This window comes from Brevibacillus borstelensis (assembly GCF_003710865.1).
Taxonomy (GTDB): Bacteria; Bacillota; Bacilli; order Brevibacillales; family Brevibacillaceae; genus Brevibacillus; species Brevibacillus borstelensis.
The window spans coordinates 23,964-45,155 of record NZ_RHHO01000023.1 but is presented as its reverse complement, the minus strand read 5'-3'; the positions used below and the strand labels follow the sequence as shown (position 1 = coordinate 45,155).

20 protein-coding genes and 1 pseudogene are annotated in these 21,192 nt (G+C 51.3%); 3 read left to right on the top strand and 18 right to left on the bottom strand.

The genetic code is table 11. The features are described 5' to 3' along the window. Nucleotides 1-98: 98 nt before the first annotated feature. Both deoC and EDM54_RS11890 read right to left on the bottom strand, forming a co-directional pair. A complete protein-coding gene (deoC, locus tag EDM54_RS11895; RefSeq protein ID WP_003386405.1) occupies nucleotides 99-785 on the bottom strand; it encodes a deoxyribose-phosphate aldolase in 687 nt (228 codons plus the stop codon). Nucleotides 786-822: 37 nt separating this feature from the next. Then, nucleotides 823-2,178 carry a DUF455 family protein gene (locus tag EDM54_RS11890; protein ID WP_170208378.1) on the bottom strand — a complete coding sequence of 452 codons (1,356 nt, stop codon included), beginning with the start codon at nucleotides 2,176-2,178 and terminating at the stop codon, nucleotides 823-825. 305 nt (nucleotides 2,179-2,483) lie between these two features. On the opposite strand from EDM54_RS11890, the gene EDM54_RS11885 reads away from it, so the two are divergent. Then, complete coding sequence (locus EDM54_RS11885) at nucleotides 2,484-3,377, top strand: sugar phosphate isomerase/epimerase family protein (RefSeq protein WP_227277541.1); 894 nt, start codon at nucleotides 2,484-2,486, stop codon at nucleotides 3,375-3,377. 218 nt (nucleotides 3,378-3,595) lie between these two features. Here EDM54_RS11885 and EDM54_RS11880 read toward each other — a convergent pair whose 3' ends face one another. Next, nucleotides 3,596-4,324: a polymer-forming cytoskeletal protein gene (locus EDM54_RS11880; protein WP_122958228.1), complete on the bottom strand. Its 729-nt coding sequence runs from the start codon at nucleotides 4,322-4,324 to the stop codon at nucleotides 3,596-3,598. A gap of 15 nt (nucleotides 4,325-4,339) precedes the next feature. Further along, the gene (locus EDM54_RS11875; RefSeq protein WP_024985623.1) at nucleotides 4,340-4,963 is read right to left on the bottom strand and encodes a YhbD family protein; all 624 of its coding nucleotides are present in this window, start codon (nucleotides 4,961-4,963) and stop codon (nucleotides 4,340-4,342) included. 331 nt (nucleotides 4,964-5,294) lie between these two features. Between EDM54_RS11875 and EDM54_RS11870 the strand changes: the two genes are divergently transcribed. Beyond that, the gene (locus tag EDM54_RS11870) at nucleotides 5,295-5,591 is read left to right on the top strand and encodes a hypothetical protein (protein WP_122958227.1); all 297 of its coding nucleotides are present in this window, start codon (nucleotides 5,295-5,297) and stop codon (nucleotides 5,589-5,591) included. A gap of 165 nt (nucleotides 5,592-5,756) precedes the next feature. Here the strand turns inward: EDM54_RS11870 and EDM54_RS11865 are convergent, their stop codons facing one another. From EDM54_RS11865 to EDM54_RS11825, 8 genes are all read right to left on the bottom strand, one after another. Further along, entirely contained in the window at nucleotides 5,757-7,169 is a 1,413-nt protein-coding gene (locus tag EDM54_RS11865; RefSeq protein WP_003386412.1) for a diguanylate cyclase, read from the bottom strand. A gap of 366 nt (nucleotides 7,170-7,535) precedes the next feature. Further along, nucleotides 7,536-8,219 carry a hypothetical protein gene (locus EDM54_RS11860; protein ID WP_024985625.1) on the bottom strand — a complete coding sequence of 228 codons (684 nt, stop codon included), beginning with the start codon at nucleotides 8,217-8,219 and terminating at the stop codon, nucleotides 7,536-7,538. Nucleotides 8,220-8,223: 4 nt separating this feature from the next. Continuing rightward, a complete protein-coding gene (locus tag EDM54_RS11855; protein ID WP_122958226.1) occupies nucleotides 8,224-8,784 on the bottom strand; it encodes a DUF1697 domain-containing protein in 561 nt (186 codons plus the stop codon). Between the two features lie 307 nt (nucleotides 8,785-9,091). Further along, on the bottom strand, nucleotides 9,092-9,736 hold the full coding sequence (locus EDM54_RS11850) for a pyridoxamine 5'-phosphate oxidase family protein (RefSeq protein ID WP_024985627.1): 645 nt from the start codon (nucleotides 9,734-9,736) through the stop codon (nucleotides 9,092-9,094). A gap of 110 nt (nucleotides 9,737-9,846) precedes the next feature. Beyond that, nucleotides 9,847-10,320: an immunoglobulin-like domain-containing protein gene (locus EDM54_RS11845; protein ID WP_003386416.1), complete on the bottom strand. Its 474-nt coding sequence runs from the start codon at nucleotides 10,318-10,320 to the stop codon at nucleotides 9,847-9,849. A 77-nt stretch (nucleotides 10,321-10,397) separates the two neighbouring features. Continuing rightward, entirely contained in the window at nucleotides 10,398-10,787 is a 390-nt protein-coding gene (locus EDM54_RS11840) for a VOC family protein (RefSeq protein ID WP_024985629.1), read from the bottom strand. A gap of 160 nt (nucleotides 10,788-10,947) precedes the next feature. After that, nucleotides 10,948-11,406 carry a GNAT family N-acetyltransferase gene (locus EDM54_RS11830; protein WP_003386418.1) on the bottom strand — a complete coding sequence of 153 codons (459 nt, stop codon included), beginning with the start codon at nucleotides 11,404-11,406 and terminating at the stop codon, nucleotides 10,948-10,950. Between the two features lie 310 nt (nucleotides 11,407-11,716). After that, the gene (locus tag EDM54_RS11825; RefSeq protein WP_024985630.1) at nucleotides 11,717-12,688 is read right to left on the bottom strand and encodes an NAD-dependent epimerase/dehydratase family protein; all 972 of its coding nucleotides are present in this window, start codon (nucleotides 12,686-12,688) and stop codon (nucleotides 11,717-11,719) included. Nucleotides 12,689-12,810: 122 nt separating this feature from the next. Between EDM54_RS11825 and EDM54_RS11820 the strand changes: the two are divergent. Next, a pseudogene (locus EDM54_RS11820) lies at nucleotides 12,811-13,136 on the top strand (winged helix-turn-helix transcriptional regulator). A gap of 51 nt (nucleotides 13,137-13,187) precedes the next feature. Here EDM54_RS11820 and EDM54_RS11815 read toward each other — a convergent pair. From EDM54_RS11815 to EDM54_RS11795, 6 genes are all read right to left on the bottom strand, one after another. After that, nucleotides 13,188-13,877: a YidC/Oxa1 family membrane protein insertase gene (locus tag EDM54_RS11815; RefSeq protein ID WP_122958225.1), complete on the bottom strand. Its 690-nt coding sequence runs from the start codon at nucleotides 13,875-13,877 to the stop codon at nucleotides 13,188-13,190. Then, nucleotides 13,829-14,173: a hypothetical protein gene (locus EDM54_RS26220; RefSeq protein WP_024985633.1), complete on the bottom strand. Its 345-nt coding sequence runs from the start codon at nucleotides 14,171-14,173 to the stop codon at nucleotides 13,829-13,831. The genes EDM54_RS11815 and EDM54_RS26220 overlap by 49 nt, the downstream gene beginning before the upstream one ends. A 230-nt stretch (nucleotides 14,174-14,403) precedes the next feature. After that, nucleotides 14,404-16,389: a bifunctional metallophosphatase/5'-nucleotidase gene (locus tag EDM54_RS11810; protein ID WP_122958224.1), complete on the bottom strand. Its 1,986-nt coding sequence runs from the start codon at nucleotides 16,387-16,389 to the stop codon at nucleotides 14,404-14,406. A gap of 243 nt (nucleotides 16,390-16,632) precedes the next feature. Further along, on the bottom strand, nucleotides 16,633-18,036 hold the full coding sequence (locus tag EDM54_RS11805) for a M20 family metallopeptidase (protein WP_039070712.1): 1,404 nt from the start codon (nucleotides 18,034-18,036) through the stop codon (nucleotides 16,633-16,635). Nucleotides 18,037-18,097: 61 nt separating this feature from the next. Then, complete coding sequence (locus EDM54_RS11800; protein WP_122958223.1) at nucleotides 18,098-19,357, bottom strand: amidohydrolase; 1,260 nt, start codon at nucleotides 19,355-19,357, stop codon at nucleotides 18,098-18,100. 40 nt (nucleotides 19,358-19,397) lie between these two features. After that, the gene (locus EDM54_RS11795; RefSeq protein WP_024985637.1) at nucleotides 19,398-20,936 is read right to left on the bottom strand and encodes an AbgT family transporter; all 1,539 of its coding nucleotides are present in this window, start codon (nucleotides 20,934-20,936) and stop codon (nucleotides 19,398-19,400) included. Nucleotides 20,937-21,192: the final 256 nt, after the last annotated feature.

The window sequence follows — 21,192 nt, the reverse complement described above, 5'->3', positions numbered from 1 at the left end:
TCGAAAGAGTCTGAAATTACAGTTTGGGAGAAGCCCTGCTCCCTGCCATAGGATGGTTATGTCGGCATTGACCAATCGACAGGGCAGACGGCCTCGCTTTAATAAACCGTGCTTGCTTCTCCCTGTCCCGTGACGATTTTCACGCTTCCGCTGGTCCCGATCAACTCCGCGCCTGCGTTCAGTATTTTTACGGCATCCTCAAAGGTGCGAATCCCGCCGGACGCTTTTACCCGTGTCTGTGTGCCGGCGATGCGGCGAAGCAATTGGATGTCTTCCACCGTGGCATGGCCGCCCTGTCCCCAGCCGCTGGAATTTTTCAAGTAGGTGACGCCCGCTTCCTTGGCCAACGTAGCGGCTTTTATTTTTTCTTCCTCATCCAGCATCCCGAATTCGAGCATGATTTTGACCACTCTGCCCTCGGCCGCTTTGACGACAGCAGCGATTTCCTGAGCGAACTCGTCGTAACGCCCGCTTTTGAACAATCCGTAGTTCGGCATGAAGTCAAACTCATCTGCTCCGGCAGCAATCACGTCGCGCGCCTCTGCCACCTTTGTAAAAGTGGTAGCTCCGCCCATCGGGTAGCCAAATGCCGTACATACCTTTACTTTGCTGCCCGCAAGCAGTTTTTTGGCGAGGGGAATCCACACCGGCTGAATCATCGCCCCGTCAAATCCGTAGGTCAGGCATTCTTCGCAAACTCGTTTGATATCTGCCTCCGAAGCATTGGGGGTTACCAGCGTATGCTGAATTTTTGCGGCAACTTGCTCTACCGTAAATGTAGCCATTTTCTTCAACTCCTCTATGTTTGGATAGCGATCCTTCCTACTGGGCAGCCTTACCTTTTGCGATCATCCTGTTGGCTATCTCCGTGATTTTCTCAATTTCTTCGGCTGTAGCCGTTTCCACCGTACGCTTGACGATGCTTTCGCACATTTCCTTGATCTCCGTATAATCATCCGGGTCCTGCCCCCGCTTTTTCAGTGCCGCAGACAGCCACGTCTTTCCATAGCTCGTGTGGATCGTCTCATCGGCCCAGTCGAAGTCCATGTCGTGCTGGCTGGTGCGGTCATTCATCGATTCGAAATTTTTGATTCTGTCCAGCTTTTTCCCGATATTCTTCGATTCAAAGTAAAACAGCATGCCGAGCCGGTAGATCGGGTCCTGTCCTTTGCAGCTGTCGTAAATGTACGTGCCAAGCGGCAGTTCCGCTTCCTCAAATCCCCATGATCGGAGCCGCTCATAGCCCATCCGGCAATGTCTGCTCTCGTCGTAGACCCAGCGCGCGGCGTCATAGATAAATTCCCATCCCAGCTCCCCGGCAAACGAGTAGAGGACATGTCCCGCATTTTCCACCGCCCAAATCTCGTTCAGATGGCTGACGGCGCTCCGAAGCTGCAGCCGGAAGCCTTCTCCGTAAGGAAACGACGGGTCCACATTGTCCGGCCAGTAGAAGCGCACATGAATAAAGCGGCCATCTCTGGCAGGCACTTCCATCGGGGCAAAGGGGATCGCATGAGAGAGCGCTTCGGCGGACTCGCCGGCTGCTGCGGGCTGATTTCCCAAAGCTGTCTCTTTTTGCTCAGCCTCTGCCACTGGCGCATCAAGGCCGATTCCGCCCATCGCCTGCAAGCGCTCCTGGATCTCATTTGTCCACTGTTCGGCGAGGACTCGATCCGCATGATCGGCACGAGCCGACTCTCTTTCGAGCAACAGACTGATCTCCCGAATCTGCCTTTGTTTTTCTTCCACAGCGAGATTCATGAAGCGGTAGGTCGGTCCATCACCGATATGATCGGCCAAGCGGAGATAGGTCTGGTAAGCCTGGAGAAGCGCCGGTTTGAACACATGTGCCAGCGTCGACAGGAAGGCTAGCGCATTCGGTGCCGAGCGTGCCCTCTGGATGAGGTCGATCAGCTGCTGGTCCTCGCCCACTTCCAGAATCCGGCTTGGGAAACGCAGTTCAAACACTCGTTCCCGCAGCGCATTTGCAGTCATCGCGTCCTCCCACAAGATTTTGGGCAGAAGCGTTTTCATGTCAAAGTAAGGAATGCCTGGAATCCAGCCTGCCTCGCCTACGACCAGCTCTTTTTCGCAAAGGTAAAATCGCTTCAGGATTACAGCCGTGTCGTAACGCATGTACTTGCCCCGCTCAGATCCCGGCAGATACGTTTGTGTCATCCGCTTTTCTCCTCCTTGTCGTCTCACATAGAACGTTGCTGGCGTCATTGTCGGTACATCCTTCCAGTAAATCCATGAACATCCATTTTCGATCGATTATTCACTTGAAAGAATGCGAGTTTCAGATTATGATATGTTCATGTTGGAATATATACCTCTATGGACGTCTGATAAAAACGTAAAGGTTTTTCCGCCGGATGTCAATCCCATTTTTCCAAGTAGTCAGTTTTTTTTCCTATTCTGTTTTTTTGTCTCTCTTACCACACTGTCTGTGGAAAATCCATTTCTACCGAAGGAGAATGTACATGAACTTCTTACAAAGTATGTGCGGGCCTCACCATCTTCCTCCTCGCCTGGAGGTTCACCAGTCATGGTGGGCTATGCGCGGGATCGGCGATGAAAACGGCGAGTGGTCCCTCGCAAAAAAGCTTGCGAAAATTGCGGAAGCAGGCTACGGCGGCATTATGGGGAGACTGCCTGCCCCTGAAGAAGCAGGCCTCTGGCGCAGCTTGCTCGACCATTACAACCTGCAATTCGGCGTCGAAGCTTTCCCGGAGGAGCCGGAAGAATTTGCGGCGTTTCTGCGCAAGGCTAAACAGTTTGGCGTCAGCTACGTAAATGCGCAAGTCAAGGATTCCTTCGTCGTAGGCGAAAAAGCGATCAACCGGCTCAAGGGCATCATCCGCGAAGGCAAAAACCATGGGATTCCTGTTTTTGTGGAAACGCACCGCGGACGGATTACACAGGATTTGCTGCGAACGGTCGAGTATGCGGAAGCATTGCCTGACCTTCGCCTTACCATCGATCTGTCTCATTACGTCCTGGCTGGCGAGATGCTTGTTCCCCATCCTCAGGCGGAAGCGTGCTTTCAGAAATTGCTGAAGCGGACTTCCTGCATCCACGGCAGAGTATCCAACGGCCAGCAAATACAAGCAGACATCGGACCTGGCGGCGAGCATCCGATGACGGAGCGCTATATGCAATGGTGGAAGCAGGGCATGGCTTGCTGGCTGGATGAAGCAAGGCAGGGAGATGTGCTTCCTTTCGTCTGTGAACTAGGGCCTGTCCCCTATGCGATTGCCCTGAACGGATACCTCGCTACGCCCGCGGAAGAAATCTCGGACCGCTGGCAGCAATCGCTGGTATTGAAAGAATTGGCGGAAAAGGCCTGGCGGGAAGTGCAGCAGGCCCGTTCGTAATGGAACGGGCCCACTTCCGGGCAAAAAAATAGACAGCCTCTGCACAGTTTGGCTGTCTTTGATCCCCAGAACAATTTTACGAGGAATTGTCATTCCTTACTTCTATTATCGGCCAAGCTGCCTTTCCTTTTATAGGTCCAAATTGTGGAAAATGGGCCCCTATCGATCGTTCCCGACGGAAAAAATACCGGCAAAATCGCAAAGAGAGGCAGCTTGCGTCAAATCTTTTTGTGGCCTCGCACCTTCGCGTCTTGCGAAATTTTGAGGTCGCTTGTATACTCCACCTCATCGATCTCGCAGCCTTCTCCGATCACAACATTTTTTCCTCTGACGACTTTGGCTCGCGTATATTCCAGATAGATTTCGTCGCCTTCGATGGTACCTGCGTGCAGTTCATGGGCCCCAGCGAAAAAGGATCTGATCAGCTTGCCGATGCCAAACCTTCTCCCTTGTTTGACCGTTATTTTCTCGCCGCCAATTTCCTTGGCGCGCGCCTTTCCGTACAGCTCGATGTCGATTGTTCCCGCATTCAGCAGCCCGTCAACCGAAAAACTGCCCAGTCCTCGAAAAGACTCCGCCTCACAGTCATGGGCAATCGAAACCGAACCTTGTATCTCAATGCTCTCCCCGGACACCGTCCCCTTGATGCCGCAAGAGCCGCTCACCAGCACTTCACCGCTCGTCAAATTGCCCTCAATATCGCAGGTGCCATATACCTTTACCTTTCCGGCGTTTACATTCCCCTGAAAAGAGGCTGTGCCATTCACTTTGATCCGCTCAGCCTTTACATTTCCGCGGACGTTGGAAGTCCCGTTGCAAAAGAATGAAGCACAGTCCAGATCGCTTGTTATCGTACCCGATCCGTTTATTTTCACTTCGTCGACGGAGCCTCCAGTCGCCGTTCCTGCTCCATTGATATTGATACTGCTACGCTGTTGATTATCCATCGTTGCCAACCTCCGTTACCCAATCTGTAGTTTTAGTTCTTCTATGCAGCTATTCAGGTTTAGCCGCTGCACGATTTTTGTGTTTCTTTCAAGATATACGCGACTGTCGCTTTCGATCAGCAAAAAAGTGGATATCCCCAGCTTTCGCACAAACATCAGGTCGAATTTTTTGCCTTCCAGGCTGGCATAGTGATCCTGAAAAATCTGAAGCAGCATCTTCCCTTCATCCAGGCTCATTTCGCCGGTTTTCAGCATTTTATCCAGTACAAACAACTGCAGAATCCGTTCAAAAGGAAACGGACTGCTGTCTCCTGTTTGTTCCAGATAAAAATTCAGCGAAACCTCTGTAACAATGTTTCGTTTTATCAAATCCTCTTTCGTCAATGACAGCTCTGCTGCATTGGGCGAAAACATATCCGCCAGTTCGTCCAGGGACAAATCCTCTTTCATATTCAAGATTTTGTCGATCCGAATCAATATCTTGTCTTTGGGGAAAAACGTCTCTTGGCCCGTAAACGTGGACTTGCGGATGAACCACTCCTCCGGGATCAGTTGTTTTCGTTTCCATCTATAGAGCTGTCCGTATGAAATGCCTGTCAGCTCCAGCAGCTCTTTTTTGGAGATTAGTCCTGGTTCCATTTGGAACACCTCCTGAAGATAATGTAACATAACATTGTTACGTTTTAAATGCGGTCTTTTATCCCCTTGTTTTGTGCCTTCCTTCCTTTGACTCATTGTTCTCGTTTTTGCTTTGTTCTCCGTCCTCCTATCAACAGGACTCTCGCGCATTTTCTGGCGATCCTGCCATTTGTCCCACACTTTTTCTGTTTCAGCCGCATTTTGTATACAAACTTCACCAAAAAAGGACTGATCCCATCGGTGAAACGAACGAAACAACGCCGCGATCGACTCTTCCAATACCCAGCAACAGGAAAGTGTCGGAGCGGACGGTCGCGCGCGAAATCTCGGAATGAGAGGAAAACAGTCTGAACCTAGCAAAAAGCGAAAGAAGAAACGGGACAACGAGGGTCTCGTCATCGTGATCAACAATCAGGTCGCCAAGCGCCGCAACAAGAAAAGCACAGCTGCAGCAGCTACGCAGGTGGCCAGCGGCAGTGGAAAAGACAGTACATGCGGAACGAATGCGGCTATCCAAAGCTCTACGAAGCAGCAGCAAGCTGTTGGCGGCGGAACGACCGGACGGGCTCTGAACAGGGGAATGAATAGCCGGCAAAAGGAAGGCCGTGCGAAAAGCAGGAAGAAGTAAGCATTGCAAAATAGGGAGAATGGAACAAAAAAAAGACCCCGCGAGCTTTTGCTGCCGAGGTCCCCCCATCGCTGTCTTTCCATGCTGCGCTGAATCAATTCCACAATTCATTTGTTCATCGGCGGATTGGAAAGGCGATGAATTCCTGGTTCCACATTTCCTCATTCACCTTTCTGGCTCCAAATACTGTTCCTTTTCCCGTAAACTGTTTGCGGAGGTGATTTGGTTGCGTCCGTTTTTTTTCGACTGGTAAAGGGCTTTGTCAGCAAGCCCCAAAAGCTCGGACAGATCAAAGCTGCTTTCGCTCGTCACCACTCCCAGCGATGCGCTTACCCGAATTTCTTTCTCTTCGTGGCAGATGATTCGATCGGCCAGCCCTTGGTGAATCCGCTGCGCTACTTCCATTGCCTCCTCTTCTCCTGTTTCCGGCAAAAGAATGACAAACTCTTCTCCCCCATAGCGGGCCGTACAATCCGTTTCGCGTACGTGGGAACGGATGAACCGGGCTGTCTCTCGCAGAACCGCATCCCCCGCGAGATGCCCATACTGATCATTAATCCGCTTGAAGTGATCAAGGTCGATCAAGATAAGCGAAAGCTGGTGGTGATACCTCTCGGAGCGAAGCTTTTCTTCCTTGAATTTCGCCTCAAAATACCCGCGGTTGTGCAGCCCTGTAAGCTTGTCCTCCGTCGCCTTCTTCTCCAGCTCCCGCTCCATTTCTTTTCTCTCTGTCAGATCGGACAATACGAGAATCCTTCCGTTAATAAAGCCATCGTCCTTGAAATGATACGTATTGACGCTGAACGTGTATGAATTCCCGCCTTTGACAATCTCCAACTCCCTGCATCCTGCCGTTTTTTCCGTGTACAAGAGCGAAAAGATCGCCTCCACCGCCTGGTTTTCCTCGGCACCCAGCTTTTCTTCCACTTCCCAAAAATACTGCTGAGTAACATCTGCCTTCCCTACCCCGAGAAACTGCAGCATGCTTGCGTTGCAAACATCAATAATGCCTTCCCGGTTGATCCCGATCACCAGATCGCGGGAATTCTGCAGCAGCACATGCTGCTTGTTGGCCACCTGGTCCCGCAGATTCACGACAGTTCGAATCAAATAAACGAGCAATCCCGTGAACAGGATGTTCAGGCACATCTCGATGAGGTAGTCAGCCTGAAAGCTGCCTACGAGAATTTTTACCAGCAGCAAAATGAGATTGGATATTCCGGTGACGATCAGTCCGGCTGTCGTCGACAAAAACAAGGTGGCAAGGACAATCGGGATGTAGTACAGCTCAATCCCGAGCTGGGAGCCAAACAGGTAGTAATGCTCGATTGTCCACAGGCCGCAAATAACCATCGCTATGCCCGTGATCGCGTACGTCACCCATTTGCGGAGTCTGCGAAATGTTTTGATCCAGGTGGGCTGGACCACAATATACGTCATCGAGAGCGCCGTGATGTCGATCAAAAAATGCAAAGCGTAGGGCAGTATCTGAAAGTAAAAGAGCTTTACAAGCGTGTATGCTGCATAAAATAAAAGAATGGCTATATTTTTTAAAGTCAGGGCAAGTCCTTCCTTCACGTGGTCGATCACTCCTGTTATTCGTGTTGTTAGTTAGCATAGAGACGGATGTTTTGAATGCCTGTGCCGGGGGTATTTCGGCACTCCTAGATTATATCGGCTAAACCGCTCTTTTTTCATACCGGTATTATGCATTCTACGAAAAAAGAGGTTAACCCCCTTAACGGTCAACCTCTACCCGCACGACTGTCGATTTTACAAGATACGGCATGTAGTCCGACTACCGCCATGCAGCGCCGCAACGTGTACCGGGAGAGGCACACGTCATTTGCATGCAGCAGTTATCAGCTTGTTTCCTGCGTTTGCAATCGGATAAAACTTCTGCTCATTTCCACTTAAAAACGGTACAACAGCACGCAAGCCTTCTCATGATGATTTCACCCACACACGGAGCGATCCTATCGATGTGAAACCGGATAGTAGAGCCGCCGACAAGTCGCCCGCTCGTTCGTATCCCACCATTGGCACTCCCGGAAATTCAGCCGACACTATGCTTGCAATATCCAGCCACAGACCTTCATTGGCATGATCCGTAGTAAAGACGTTGGAAATCCCTACTACACCCGCAGCCAGATTTGCAATAAAACCGGAGATTTCACCCTTTTCTTCGTGCATGAATAGTTTCACGGCTGTTTGCTTCAATAGATCAGCCTTGATCACGTCTTGCAATCCATTGGCATGCGTCCAGCTCATCAGGTCTTTTTCGGTGGCAATCAAGCGCCATGAAGCTCGTGCTGGTCGACTAACCGAAATCGAGTCGCGGTATATCCATTCTGCCTCAAGCAAGATGTCAAAACCAAAAGGGGACAAGTCCAGATTCGCATAGCTGTCTTTAATGCTCAAAATGTCTCGCCTCCCCGCGAAGGCTTGTACATCGGCAGTTGTTGCATTCCTGCTCGAAGAGATGATATCAGGATAAAAAGCAGGCGCCTTCGAAAGCACTCCCCAGACGTGGCTGTGAGCGGCTTGGGCAATCCCGTGCGTATCACAAACAGTCCCGCACCATGCGATATTATTTTGAACGGCGGCATCCACCCGGTCCATCATCATCCGACTAGGCCTCCATCTCATTTGCCAAGGCGACCAGCTTGTTGAGCGTATTCCAATTGCGGACCGTCACCGGGACATCCAGCTTCTGCAGATTCGCGGAAAGCTTGGAATTGCGTACACTCCGACCGAACAATAGGAAGATCTCCCGGCCTGCAATGTAATACTGCTCGTTTTCATTTTTGTAGGGAGCCAAGCGTTCGATCCCTTCCCGTGAAGGCTCCCTGAGCAAAAAGCCTACATACAGGCTTTCTCCCTCTGCCGATGCCTCCGCTTTCTCCAGCGCGGCTTCCGAAAATGGACAGCTCGCGGCAATCCGTCTCAATTCCTCAGCCGTCCGCAAAACGACACTCACGGACAAACCGTGGGCTGCAGCTATCTCCTGTTCAATCCGCTCGCGCAGCGGTTCTTCCTCCTCTTCCGATTCGAAGAGAACATTGCCGCTTTGGATATACGTCCGCACGCGGCCGAGGCCCATTGCTTCGAATGTACGCTTGAGCTCCGCCATCTTGATCATATTTTTGCCGCCTACGTTAATCCCTCGCAAAAGCGCGATATAAATCGCCATCGATCCCACGACCCTCTCCAGGCATAGTGTGAACACTCCATTTGATGCTCTAAAGCGATGCACCGATTTGGAAGTTTCCATTGTCGCAACATTATCTTAAAAGGGTATCATGGGTGTATCTGGATACGCAATTGCCGATTCCATTTTCAGGAGTTCGCTCACCATTTCTTTCAATCGACAGGCCATGCGTCTACGAACGCAAAAAAGCCTCACCGAATCTCGATGAGGCATGCAACCTATAGAACTGCTGCTACCATTCAAAAAATGGTGAATGAAGGCACACCTTCTATGACACAGTACCCAGCCATTAGTAAAGCCGGTTCTTATAGCTGTCTTGCAGTTGGCTTGCTACCTCTTCTGCCGTAGAGTTTGGGGTTTTCGAGTGATCTGCCAGCATTTTCGGGACGGAAGGCAGCAGCTCCTTGGCCAACCACGAATCCGGATTCCACAGACCGGAGCGGATGAAGGCTTTTGCACAGTGCGCGTACACCTCTTCCACCTCAACCCCGATGCCAAACATGGGAGTCCGGCCGCTTACTGCGGTTTTTTCAAGCAATTCCGGATCGCGGCAAACAACCGCTTTACCGTTTATCCGCAGCGTTTCCCCCAGTCCGGGAATGAAGAATAGAAGGCCGACGTGGGGATTTGCAATAATATTTTGAATGGAATCCATCCGGCGGTTGCCCGGGCGTTCGGGAATAAACAGATGATGGTCATCCAGCACGAGGACAAATCCGGGTGCATCGCCACGCGGCGACACGTCGCAATGGCCGTTTGCATCGGAGGTAGCCATCGCCAGGAAGGGGGACTTGGATATAAACTCGCGGCAATGGCGGTCAAGAGCGTGAACCACTTTGTTTGCCGCAAGTGAGCTCGGATTTCCCAAAGGCTCGCGAAGCTCTTTCATAAATTGTTGTTCGGTGGAGATCACATCACGAAATACGGCGCTCATTTTATCACCTTTTCCCTGTGGAATATCCTCCCATCGTACTACACTTCCTGTGTTTCTGCCATTGCGCCCGAGGGTATTGCGGCTCATCCCATGCCTTTGTTGCCGCGAAGCTACTCGATTTCAAAACGGGCAGCCACAATGATTTCCTTTTCATTTGCGGAAAAGCTTTTGATAACCCGGTATTCTCCCTTGGTCAAGGTATAGTCAAGGTCACTCATGCTAATTTGGTCCTCGCGCGTTTCTCCCGGCTCGACAAGAAGACCAATGGACGTAAACGCGATATCGGAGCGCATTGGGACCACGTACCATTTTCCTTGCTCCCGTTTCTCAAGCGTAAAAGGCGTCCCAAATGTCAACGTAGTAGGACCGTCGTTTTTGATTTTCAACGTCACCTTGTCAATGGAAGCGGAGTAGCTGGGTTGTTCTGTATTCATTTCCACCTTGGCTTCTTCTGTGCTCGCCTGATTGGATATTTCTCCGTAGCTCGACAGGGTTGTCAACGGTTTTGTCTTTTCCGAAGAACAGGCGGCCACGAGCATTACAGCCAAGGCAACAGCGGCTATCAAAAAAATCTTTTTAAGCATGTTTTTCCCCCCTTCTTTAAAAGACGGAGGCGATGCTGGAGCGTTTCCATTTTATTGGGACCTGTGAGCAGATTTTTTTATTTTCCTAAAATAGCTTTTATGCGTTCCTTTTTCTCTGTCTCATTCAAGTATTCAAAGAACCCCAGCCGATTTCCCCAGGGGTCGGAAAAAGTCCCCCATTTTACAGGAACTTCTTTTCTCGAACAGATTTCAAAGCTCTCGATATGCAATTCCCTTCTTAGCCTGTCCCGCTCCGCTTCGATATCTGCAACGCCAAAGCGAATAGGTCCGCTGCCATCAGCGGGAGCACCTTCCGCCACCTGCAGCCAACATCCGGGAATAAGCTCCCATTCTGCGAATCCTTCGTGAGGGATGAAGTCGGGTTCCTTTTTGAGCAGTGTTTGATACCACTTTTGTCCTTCTTTTATATCTGGAACACGAACTTGAACCGTCATTTCATAGATCAAACATATTCCTCCCTTACATACCCGACAGCTTGTATATACTCGTCATACCATTTTTACCATTCGCTTTCTCTGGAATCTATCGTCCTGCCATCCAATAGTGCCTTGACTTTCAGACAAACATGGCAGCGCGTTGCAGATACAGGCTCAGGCCATCCAGCCCTTAGTTCTTTCCTGCTTTTTCAAAAAAGCTGATATAAACATCAGGTGCGACCTCAACATCCCGCTTCCATTGATAATGATTTTTTTCGTACAGATTTTTGGCAGGGGTATTTTCTCTGCCGGTCGCTACTTTAAAAGCAGAACAATTTGCATTCTGCAATTCCATCGCCACCAACAGCTTTTGGGCAATTCCCTTTCTGAAATGAGCCGGATGCACAACCATTCTGCAGATCGTCAGTTCTTCATTTTCTATGGTATAGGAAATGGCGCCTGCAAGTTTGTTATCGATAAAATAACCCAAGAATTCCTCGCCGCACTGCTGGAACTCTTGAAATGATTCTTTCAACGGGGGGATTTCAAAAAAATTGATCAGTTCGGCTTCTACCTGGTATGCGGCTTTTTGCAGGTCGAAGAGCTTTTGGACGGTATCGGTTTCGGTGAAATTGATTTTGGTGATCATGGAGACTCCTTTTAGAAAGTATGTCCGTTGCAACATTTTTCCTTTATTTAGCATTTCCATTTTGATGAATCGTCTGATTGTCTATTCACTTCAGATAAATGTAGGATTGAGTTACAGATGCTGGATCTATTCATTATACCTTGAAGAATGAATATCTTACATTATGTATTTTCATCACCGTATAAACGTACGATTCTGTTTCTGAAGGTACGTCACCCTTTTTTCCTGTACCCAAATCTTTTTTATACTGATGTTTTGACTCGGAATCTTCCTTCGGATTATGTCTGTATAAATGGCCTATGCCAGTTCCTTAAAGAATGCCGCTGTTTTCTGAAGTTCGTTTTCGACTAAGCAAATCCCTCACCTCCGCCTCGACCGCATCCGTTTGCGAATACTTTGTGGCAAAGCCGAGCTTCCGTATTTTGTCGTCCTTCCAGATTCTGTTTACCGCCATTGTCTTTACGGCGAATGGACTCAACCCATAGGCAGCCATTTCATCTTCGGTCAATGCTTCCGGCAGCTCCAGCATTTTGGCAGTCTTCCCTGCGGCAAGGTCCATCGCTTCCTTCAGTTGACGCCACGTTGTATCGAATCCTTTGAGCAGGTAGACGCCGTCATCTTGCGGCTGCTTTTGGAAGGTACCCAGCCAGACCATCGCCCGGCCGATGTCGCGGGTATCTACCAGCGAAACTTGTGCAGCCCCCTCGCCGATCATCGGGTAGCGGTCATGCGCATGTGCGGCAAACAGTCTGGCGAAAAACGAGGTAGTGTCCCGGACGCCGATTGTGCTTGCCGGCCGCAGCACCACGGTCGTCATTCCGGTTTTTCGTCCCACTTCCCCGACGACTCTCTCCCTTTCAATCCCCAGCCGCTGTATCGGGTACTCCGGCTTCGACACATACGACTCGTCTATCGGTTCGTTGCTTTGAAAATCGTAGATGACCACTGTGCTGAGTTGAATAAACCGGGAAATGCCCTGCTTGGCCGCTTCTTCCGCAAGCGTTCGGGTCAACTCAATTTCCACCGGGGCATTCATGCTTATTTGCGTGTGCAGCTTCGCGTCGGCTGTGCAATTGTACGCTGCGTCATTTCCTGCCATCACGTCTGCTATGGCGGCTGGATCTGAAAAATCGATGCGAACGACGTCGACCCCCAAGCTGTCCAAAAACGCGGTGTTGCTGGTCTTGCGGACAACTGCCGTCACGCGGTGTCCAGCCAGATGCAGTTGTTCCGCGACATGCCCTCCAATAAACCCCGTACCTCCAAAGACAACAGCTTTCATGCTTTTTTCCTCCATTCAATTGCTTCAGGATGATTATTCACTATAATAATGAAAGTGCTATTATTATAAAAGTACGGATATTTTTTATAGTTACTATTCAAAAAGATAGCGGAGGGATGTTCATGCCTGAAGAATATAATCAAAAAGCGTGTCCGATTGAAAAAACAATGCACGTGATCGGGGGGAAATGGACGTTCATCATTTTAAGGGAACTGTTCTATGGTCCGCGGCGGTTTGGAGAACTGCAGCGCTCCTTGAAGGGGATCAGCTGTCCATGCGTCTGAAGGAGCTGGAAGAAGAAGGGATTATCAGCCGGACGATCTACTCGGAAATCCCCCCGCATGTGGAATACGCGCTAACCGAAAAAGGCAAAACGCTTCGTCCCGTCTTCGATGCGATGAAGGAATGGGGAAATGCGTGGGATGTGCTGAAGCTGGGAAAACAATAGAAAAACAAAAACCCTTGAGACTGTCTCAAGGGTTTGCTTGCGTATAAATATTTATTCTTGGCTTGCCGGCAGCTCGGCTCGTCCCCGCATCAGTACCTTTTTCCCCAATCTGGTTCGATAAAAACCGCGTTCCAGCAAACCGAACAGGGAGCCGGTGGTCCAATACAAGCCCAAGGCGACAGGCGCTTTCCAGAGAATCATCAAGAAGAAGGCGACCATGATCAGCGAGGTCAAGGCCCGTTGAATCAGAGGCGTGTCTGTCAGCATTTCACCAGTCAACGGAATCATGCCGGTCAAAAAGGTAAGTCCAGCGGCAAGCGCAGGCAGGATGTGCCACGCGTCATGCTGGGCAAAGGAGACAACCCAGGGAATAAAGGAAGAGGACATCGCCGCTCCATGCGTCAAAAACAGGCCGTACATCGCCATGAAGATCGGCATCTGCAGTATCGCCGTCGTAAACATCGACAGCGGCTTGACTCCCGCCTTTTGGTAGAGATTCATCGTCTCTTGCATCAGCTTTGGCTGGTCGTCTTTGTACCGTTCCTGAAGCAGCTTCAGCTCAGGGCGAATCAAGACCTGCAGCATCGTCTGGCGGGCCGTCCGCAGATTGAGCGGAAAAAGCAGTCCTCTCACAAACAGTGTCAAAAGAACGATCGCAATTCCCCAATCCTGCGCAAACTGAAAGATCACATTCAGCAGCGAGGCCAGCAAATCAATGACAGGTTGAACAAAGGTATACATTCGGAATTCCTCCTCGTATCGTTGCAAATGTCTTTTCGATACAAGAAGGAAAGCGGATCAGCATCGTCACTGGAAGACCCTTGCTCCTCGGGAGGCTTTTTTCGCCGCACCCAGAGCATCCTCGGATGCACGGCGGGGCGAACCGAAATCTCGTTTGGCGGCTGCGAATCTATTCCCTTTTCCAAACAAGCTACCCATCCCAGCGGCTTTACCGGACTGCATAGCAGATGTGCAACCAGATATCCCGACAGGCCCATTGCCAGCAGCAAGAGTGTCATATCCAAGGAAAACTCCACAGCGTCACCTCCCAGAGGACAAAAATCGTTCGCTTTATACTAAAGATACCATACATACTTGGATACTTCCTATAAAAAGAATATGGGGAAGGAACGGGAATGTAAAAAAAGCAGCCCGAGTTTTTTCACGGGCTGCTTCTTCTATAAAAGCCTTGCTGCTTTTTTGCCTGACCTATGCTTATCTTGCTTCTTGCATAAGCCTAACCTGTATATTCCCTGCCTCTTCTTCCCTACTTCGCTGCTGGCTTTGCCTGAGCAGCCGCAGTCTGTCTCGCTTGATTCAGCTTCTGATAGAACTCTCCCTTGGTTTTCACATTGGCAAACGCGGCTGCATTCACCTTTGCCTTTTGCGAGAGCTCCGCAATCTCTTCTTTTGTTACCGGGTCCTTGATGTTGATCGAAGCCACGTTGGTGTACTTGCCGTCTTCTGTCTTTGGCACCCCGAGGATTCCGGCGTTGATCAGCTCAACGACATCGGCACGCTCAGGCGCAGTGGTGTCCACGCCGACAATCTTCCAGTAATTCAATGCTTTTGGCTCGTAAACGCCTTTCTTCACTTCTTTGAGATAGGCGATGGCGCGGTTGCGAATCGTTCCGCCTGTTTCGCCAAATGCGCTCTCATCCTTGGACGACCAGAGCTGTTTGAACTTCCGTCCTTCCAAAGCGCCGCCCTTCGCGATGAGTGCGTCCATACGGTAGGAGTTCATGCCAAGCTTGAGCACATCCTCCGCTTTGATCGGCTTGTCGTCCAGACGACGGAGGTTGGTGATGCGGCTTCCGGCAGGTTTGGTAAGGTCGATTTCGTACTTCACTCCGCCGAAAAAGTCGTTGGTGCTGTATTTGGAGGAACGACGCGTCTTGTCAAAGCTGATCGTCACATCTCCCGGACGAGCGGTATTGAAGTAGCCAGCCGCCCATTCCATGTAGTCCTTCAAATCTTTGCCTGTTACTTCGTACACGGTAATTTCGCCCAGTGCGTACTGGTAGTTGAAGGCGATGTCCTTTTTCTTGATCGGCCCTACATCCAGACGGGCCTTGTCATTGTCGATCTGGTGAGCGACGACATCGGCCTTGCTGTAATAGAGCATGACTTCATTAAAGAAGTCGGCAAGGTGCGTCTCCTGGATTTGGACCTGCGGGATGCCCTCAATCTCATTTTTCGGCACCATATTTTCGCCCTTCAGCTCAGCCACGACGACATTGGCGTCTGCGCGGGCAATCTCGTGGAAAGGCTTCAGCGTTTCTTCCAATGCCTTATCGGACTCGACGAAGGTACCGTCTGCTTGTTTCACAGGCAGCGCTGTCGCTTCCTTGCTTTTCAGCACCACTTTGTCGCCTTGCTTGGCAAACGTCAGGTCGATGCGGGACAGATGCGTGCCGTATTTGTCCGGTTCGGTGATCAGTACGCCGTTTACCTCTTCGCTTTTCACCAGCTTGTGCATGTGGCCGGCGAAAATGGCGGTCAGCTCGGGATTGGCATTGGCAATGTCGCGCACGCCGGTCCCCGGTTTCCCGTTCTCGTTGTCCAGCCCCATATGCATCAGGCCGATCATGACGTCTACTTTTCCTTCAAGCTCCTTGATTGCCTTTTTCGTTTCATCGACAGGATTTTTGACGACAAGCCCGTTCAGGTGGTCGGTTCCCTTTTCAAAATCCTCGATCATCGGGGTGTTCATCCCGATAATGCCGATCTTTACCCCAGCTTTTTCAATAATCGTGGAGGCTGGCAGGAAGCGCTCGCCGTTTTCCTTGTAAATATTGCCCGCAAGCAGCGGCCCGTCGTATTGGCTGCTGATCTTTTCCAGCACGTCCAGTCCAAAGTTGAATTCGTGGTTGCCAAATGCCCACGCGTCGTATTTCATCGCATTCATCGCAACCATCATCGGAGACTGTGGATGGCTGTTAAACAGTTCAGCCGAATTTCCCTGGATGCAGTCTCCCGCGTCCAGAAGAATCGTGTTGGGATTCTCTTCGCGAATTTGTTTGACCATCGTAAATAATTGCGTTAGGCTTCCGTTGTTGTTTGGACCATCGATTTCATAGTCCCACGGCATGAATCGTCCATGGATGTCAGACGTCCCGAGCAGCGTGATTTTGATTTCTGAATTCTCGGCGGCTTTTGCCTGAGCGGGCTGTGCAGCAGCAGCACTGCTGAACAGCGTAAGCCCGAGAGCTACGCTCAGACAGGTTTTCAGCGCCAATTTCCCCTTGCGCATTGCTTGTCCTCCTTTTGTCTAAAGAGTTCTTTCTGAATTTTCTTTCTTTTCATTCAGACCCTCTTTCTCTTGTTGTGCATAGATGGGCACTCTAGTAGACTATCGCAACAGGAAAAGATTCTCAATCATTTTCTTGCCATTTCTGCTTTTTATCCGTGGCATTCGCCTGCAGAAAAAGCCAGCGGCGAGAAACCGCTGGCTTTTCATCGTCTTGACCTTGCAAATTGTCCGAATCACGCTCGCTTACTTTTTAACGGATGGCTGCACACCTTCCGGGATCGGGCATTTGTATGGCTTTCCGCCCAAACGCTGCTGCAATTCGGCTTTGGCCTGTTCGATCAGCTCCGGATTGTTCAGCATGTCGACTGCCGTGGAGGCAAGCACCTTTCCGGCATGGAGCATGCCTTTATGGCCCAGGGAGGTACCACCGAGCGACACCCATTGCCAGGAGTGCAGCGTCGACCCGTTCACGAAGCAGGCCGTCGTACACTGTGCGGTAGGCGCGATCCAACTGACGTCACCGACATCTGTAGAGCCGTTCAGCGGGCTCGTTTCACCGTTGTACGGATTCAGCCATGTCACCATATCGACGTCCGGCCCGTCCGGAAATTCTTTTACCGAGGTGTTTAACTCCTGCTCAGTCAGCGTGGCGCGAACTTCCTTGGCCAGCTTGAGCTCCTCCTCGTCATGCACGGGGACGCCCAGCTCTTGGAAGTTGCGGTACATGACCTGTTCCATGACCTTGTTTTGCACCACATTGGAGCACGCTTTGTCAAACACGATCTCTACCTCGGTTTCGGTCATCAGCGCTGCCCCTTGGGCGATTTTGCACACCCGCTCATAAATTTCCTGCACCTGGTCAACCTTTGGCGCACGCACCAGATAGAGCGCCTCCGCATAGGCCTGCACGACATTCGGAGAGAGTCCGCCCGTATTGGTCACGGCGTAGTGGACGCGCGCTTCCGGGATGATGTGCTCACGCAAGTAGTTGACGCCGACGTTCATCAGCTCTACGGCATCCAGCGCACTGCGTCCCAGATGCGGGCTTGCTGCCGCATGCGAGCTTTTGCCTCTGAATTTGAAGTACACCTGGTAATTGGCCAGCGATTCGATCGCCATGATGCTGTTGTAGCCCATCGGGTGCCAGCAGAGGGCAAAGTCGACGTCGTCAAACAGTCCGGCGCGGGCCATAAAGGCTTTGCCGGAGCCCCCCTCCTCGCCGGGACATCCGTAGTAGCGGACAGTGCCTTTGAGATTGTTCTCCTCCATGTACTGCTTGACAGCAACCGCAGCGGCCAGAGAAGCCGTACCGAGCAGGTTGTGTCCGCAGCCATGCCCGTTGCCTCCCGGTACCTCCGGTTCTTGCACCGCCTGCCCTTTCTTTTGGCTCATTCCTGAGAGGGCGTCGAACTCTCCCAAAATGGCGACAATCGGACCGCCGCTGCCGAAGCTACCGATAAATGCCGTCTTGATGCCGCCTACGCCTCTTTCTACCTGAAAACCTTCGCTCTCCAGCGTTTGCGCCAGCAATTCGGCAGATTGGTACTCTTCAAAGCGCGTCTCGGCAAAGCTCCAAATGTTGTCGCTCACACTGATGAACAAATCGCGTTTTTGTTCAATCATTTCCGAAATTCGTTGGGTATGCATAAAGAAACATCCTTTCTATTCGCAGCTGCAGGATTCGGGGAGTGTCCGATAGAACGGCTTCTCACGTCAACAGACGTTTGGCGATGCGGTGCAACAGCTCTACGGAGCGCGGGAGAATCTCCTCCTGGATGTCAAATTTGGGGTGATGGTGAGGTGCGGGAATATCCGTCCCGATCGCCATGTACGTCCCTTTTCCTCCGCGCTCCTGAACGCGCTTGATCATGAAGCTGGCGTCCTCGCTGCCCATCGCATTGCTGTCGCTGACCTTGAAGGCGGTGAAGCCCTCGACCTGCTTCGCTTCCTCGATCGCCAGCTCAGCCATGTCCAGATCGCTGTTGATCGGGATGGCGCCGCCAATCACTTCGATCTCGTGCTCCAGCTCGTGCATGGCTGCGCTGTGGGCGATGATATTGCGGACACGCTGTTCCAGCTCGGCATTCACTTCTTCTGACACCGAACGGGTTTCCACGATCATTTTTGCATGCTGCGGAATGATATTGGCTGCCGTCCCGCCTTCCAATACACCCACATTCACACGGGTTGAGCCTGTGCTAAAGCGCGGAATGGCATGGATGTTCAGCAGAGCGGTAGCGGCTCCAAGCAAGGCGTTTTTGCCCTTTTCCGGAGAGGCTCCAGCATGGGACGGTACCCCGTGGAAATGGGCAACCATCTTGGTTGTAGCGAGAAAACCGAAAGAGGCTCCGTGCACCTCGCCAAGCGGGACATTGGTCCCCAGATGGTGACAGAAAATATAATCGACATCGTCGAGCATCCCTTTTTGGACGATCGAGTAAGCGCCGCGGACACCTTCTTCGGCGGGCTGGAAAATCAGCTTTACGGTTCCGGAAAAGTTGCCGTCCGCCAGTTTTTCGGCAAGCCCGAGTCCAATCGTCGTATGGCCGTCATGGGCGCAAGCGTGCATGTTTCCTTCATAGCGGGAGCGAAATGCCTTTGCCTGGGGGAGGTGGTCCGCGTCCGTACTTTCCAGGACAGGCAGCGCATCCATGTCAAACCGGAACGCAACGGTAGGCCCTTCCTGCTTTCCTTTTTTCACCCCGATCACGGCTGTGTAGCCGCCTCGCATTTTCTCCACGATCTGCGGGTTTGCACCGTCCCGCAAGGCCCGCTCGTAAGCAGCCTCCAGCACGTCCGGGGACGGCAATCCCCTGCGGGAACCGCCATCCATTGCGTCTGCGCCGTAAATCACATCAAAGCCAAGCGAAGCAAGTATTTCCACGACCTTGGAAGCCGTACGAAATTCCGTGAATCCCACTTCCGGGTGCATGTGAAAATCTCTTCGCAGTGAAACCAAATCCAGCATAGTCAATTCCTCCTGTCTTCTCTTGGAGCCATTTTTTGCGTTACATTCTCGGATAGACGCCAGGACCGATTGGCAAGCCCAGGAAATACCAGACGACCAGCAGCAGTGTCCAGAGAATGAATATAGCGATCGGGTATGGCATGATCAGCGAATAGTACGTCCCCAGCTGGGCGTCCTTCTTGTATTCCTGCAGGAACCCGAGGAACAGCGGAATAAACGGCGACACGATCGCGAACGGAATCACGGCAGAGTCGGCGATCCGGAACGTGATTTGCGCGAAAGCCGGATGGAACCCTAGCGCCATGAACATCGGGATAAAGACCGGCGCCAAAAGCGACCAGATCGCAGAGCCGCTGGCAATGAACATGCAGAGGAATGCGGACAAAAACATCAAGCCGATAAAGACAGGCGCTCCTGTCATGTTCATTTTTTCGAGCAAATCGGTGATAAACAGGGCGAGGAAGCTGCCCATGTTGCTCCAGTTAAACATGGCGACAAACTGGGAGAGCGGGAAAACCATGACGATGAAGCTGGCCATTCCCTTGATCGGATCGGTCAAAAGGGCCGGAATGTCATTTTGCTTCTTGATCACGCCCACCTTGATCCCGTATGTGATGGCAACCGTGAAGAAGAACAGCAGAATGACCGGGACAATCCCTGAAATAAACGGCGACGGAACAATCGTGCCCTGCTTCGGATCACGCAGGATTCCGCCCTCCGGCACGACCAGAATGGCGAGTACGGCGATGAACACCAGCGCTGCAATTCCTGCCGCGCGAAGCCCTTTCTTTTGCTGAGCCGAAAGGTCCTCCAGCTTTTTCTCCGCACTGCCCTGATAAACACCCAGTTTGGGCTCCACAAACTTGTCGGTGATAAAGCCGATGATGGCAGAAAGCAGCAGTACCGAGACAGACATAAAGAACCAGTTGTCCAAAACGCTTACCGTCACGTTCGGGTCGACCGACTTCGAAATTTCCGAGCTGATCCCGGAAAGCAGCACATCTGTTGTTACGATCAGCATATTGGCTGTAAAACCTGACCCGACACCGGCGATGGCAGCCAAAAGTCCCGCTACCGGGTGACGTCCTACAGCCAGGAAGATCAGCGCACCGAGTGGGGGCATGATGACAAAGGCAGCATCAGACGAGACATGGCTGAAAAAAGCGATAAAGGCAACCAGGTAGCTTGCATATCGGGCATTTACCCGCAGAGACATCTTGCGGATGACCGCTTCCAACAGACCGACCTTCTCTGCCAATCCGACCCCCAGCATCAGCGTCAGAATCGATCCCAACGGCAAGAATCCGGAAAAGTTTTTAATGATATTGGGCAGCAGCCATTGAAGCCCCTCTTGGCTGAGCAGATTCTTTACCTGAACTTCCTCGTTTTTGATCGGGTCTACGGCTGTAATGTGGAAAAACGACAAAACGGCTGTCACTACGAACAAAATGGCGATCAGATAGAGGAAGAGCATGAATGGATTCGGCAATTTGTTCCCGATCCGCTCCACCCATTTCAATAAGCCTGTCCCCTTTTGCTCCTGAAACTCTGACTTTGCTTGCTGCGTTTGCGCTTGCATTGAACAATCCCCCTCGGCCCGTGTCTTTCTGTCCTGGTAAGTCACTCGTTTTCCATGTATGTGTAAAGCAAGCCGGCAACGAAACCGAATGAGTGTTCAGTCTGCAGCCGCCCCAATGTAAGCACTTTCTTTTTGCGAAAGCGGTAGCCAGCGCCCCTTTCTTCGTGAATTCTGCGCATATTTTTCATTATGCGAATAAATAGAGAAATTGTCGTTAAATGAATTATATAGCCTTGTTAAATGTTTTTCAACAGAA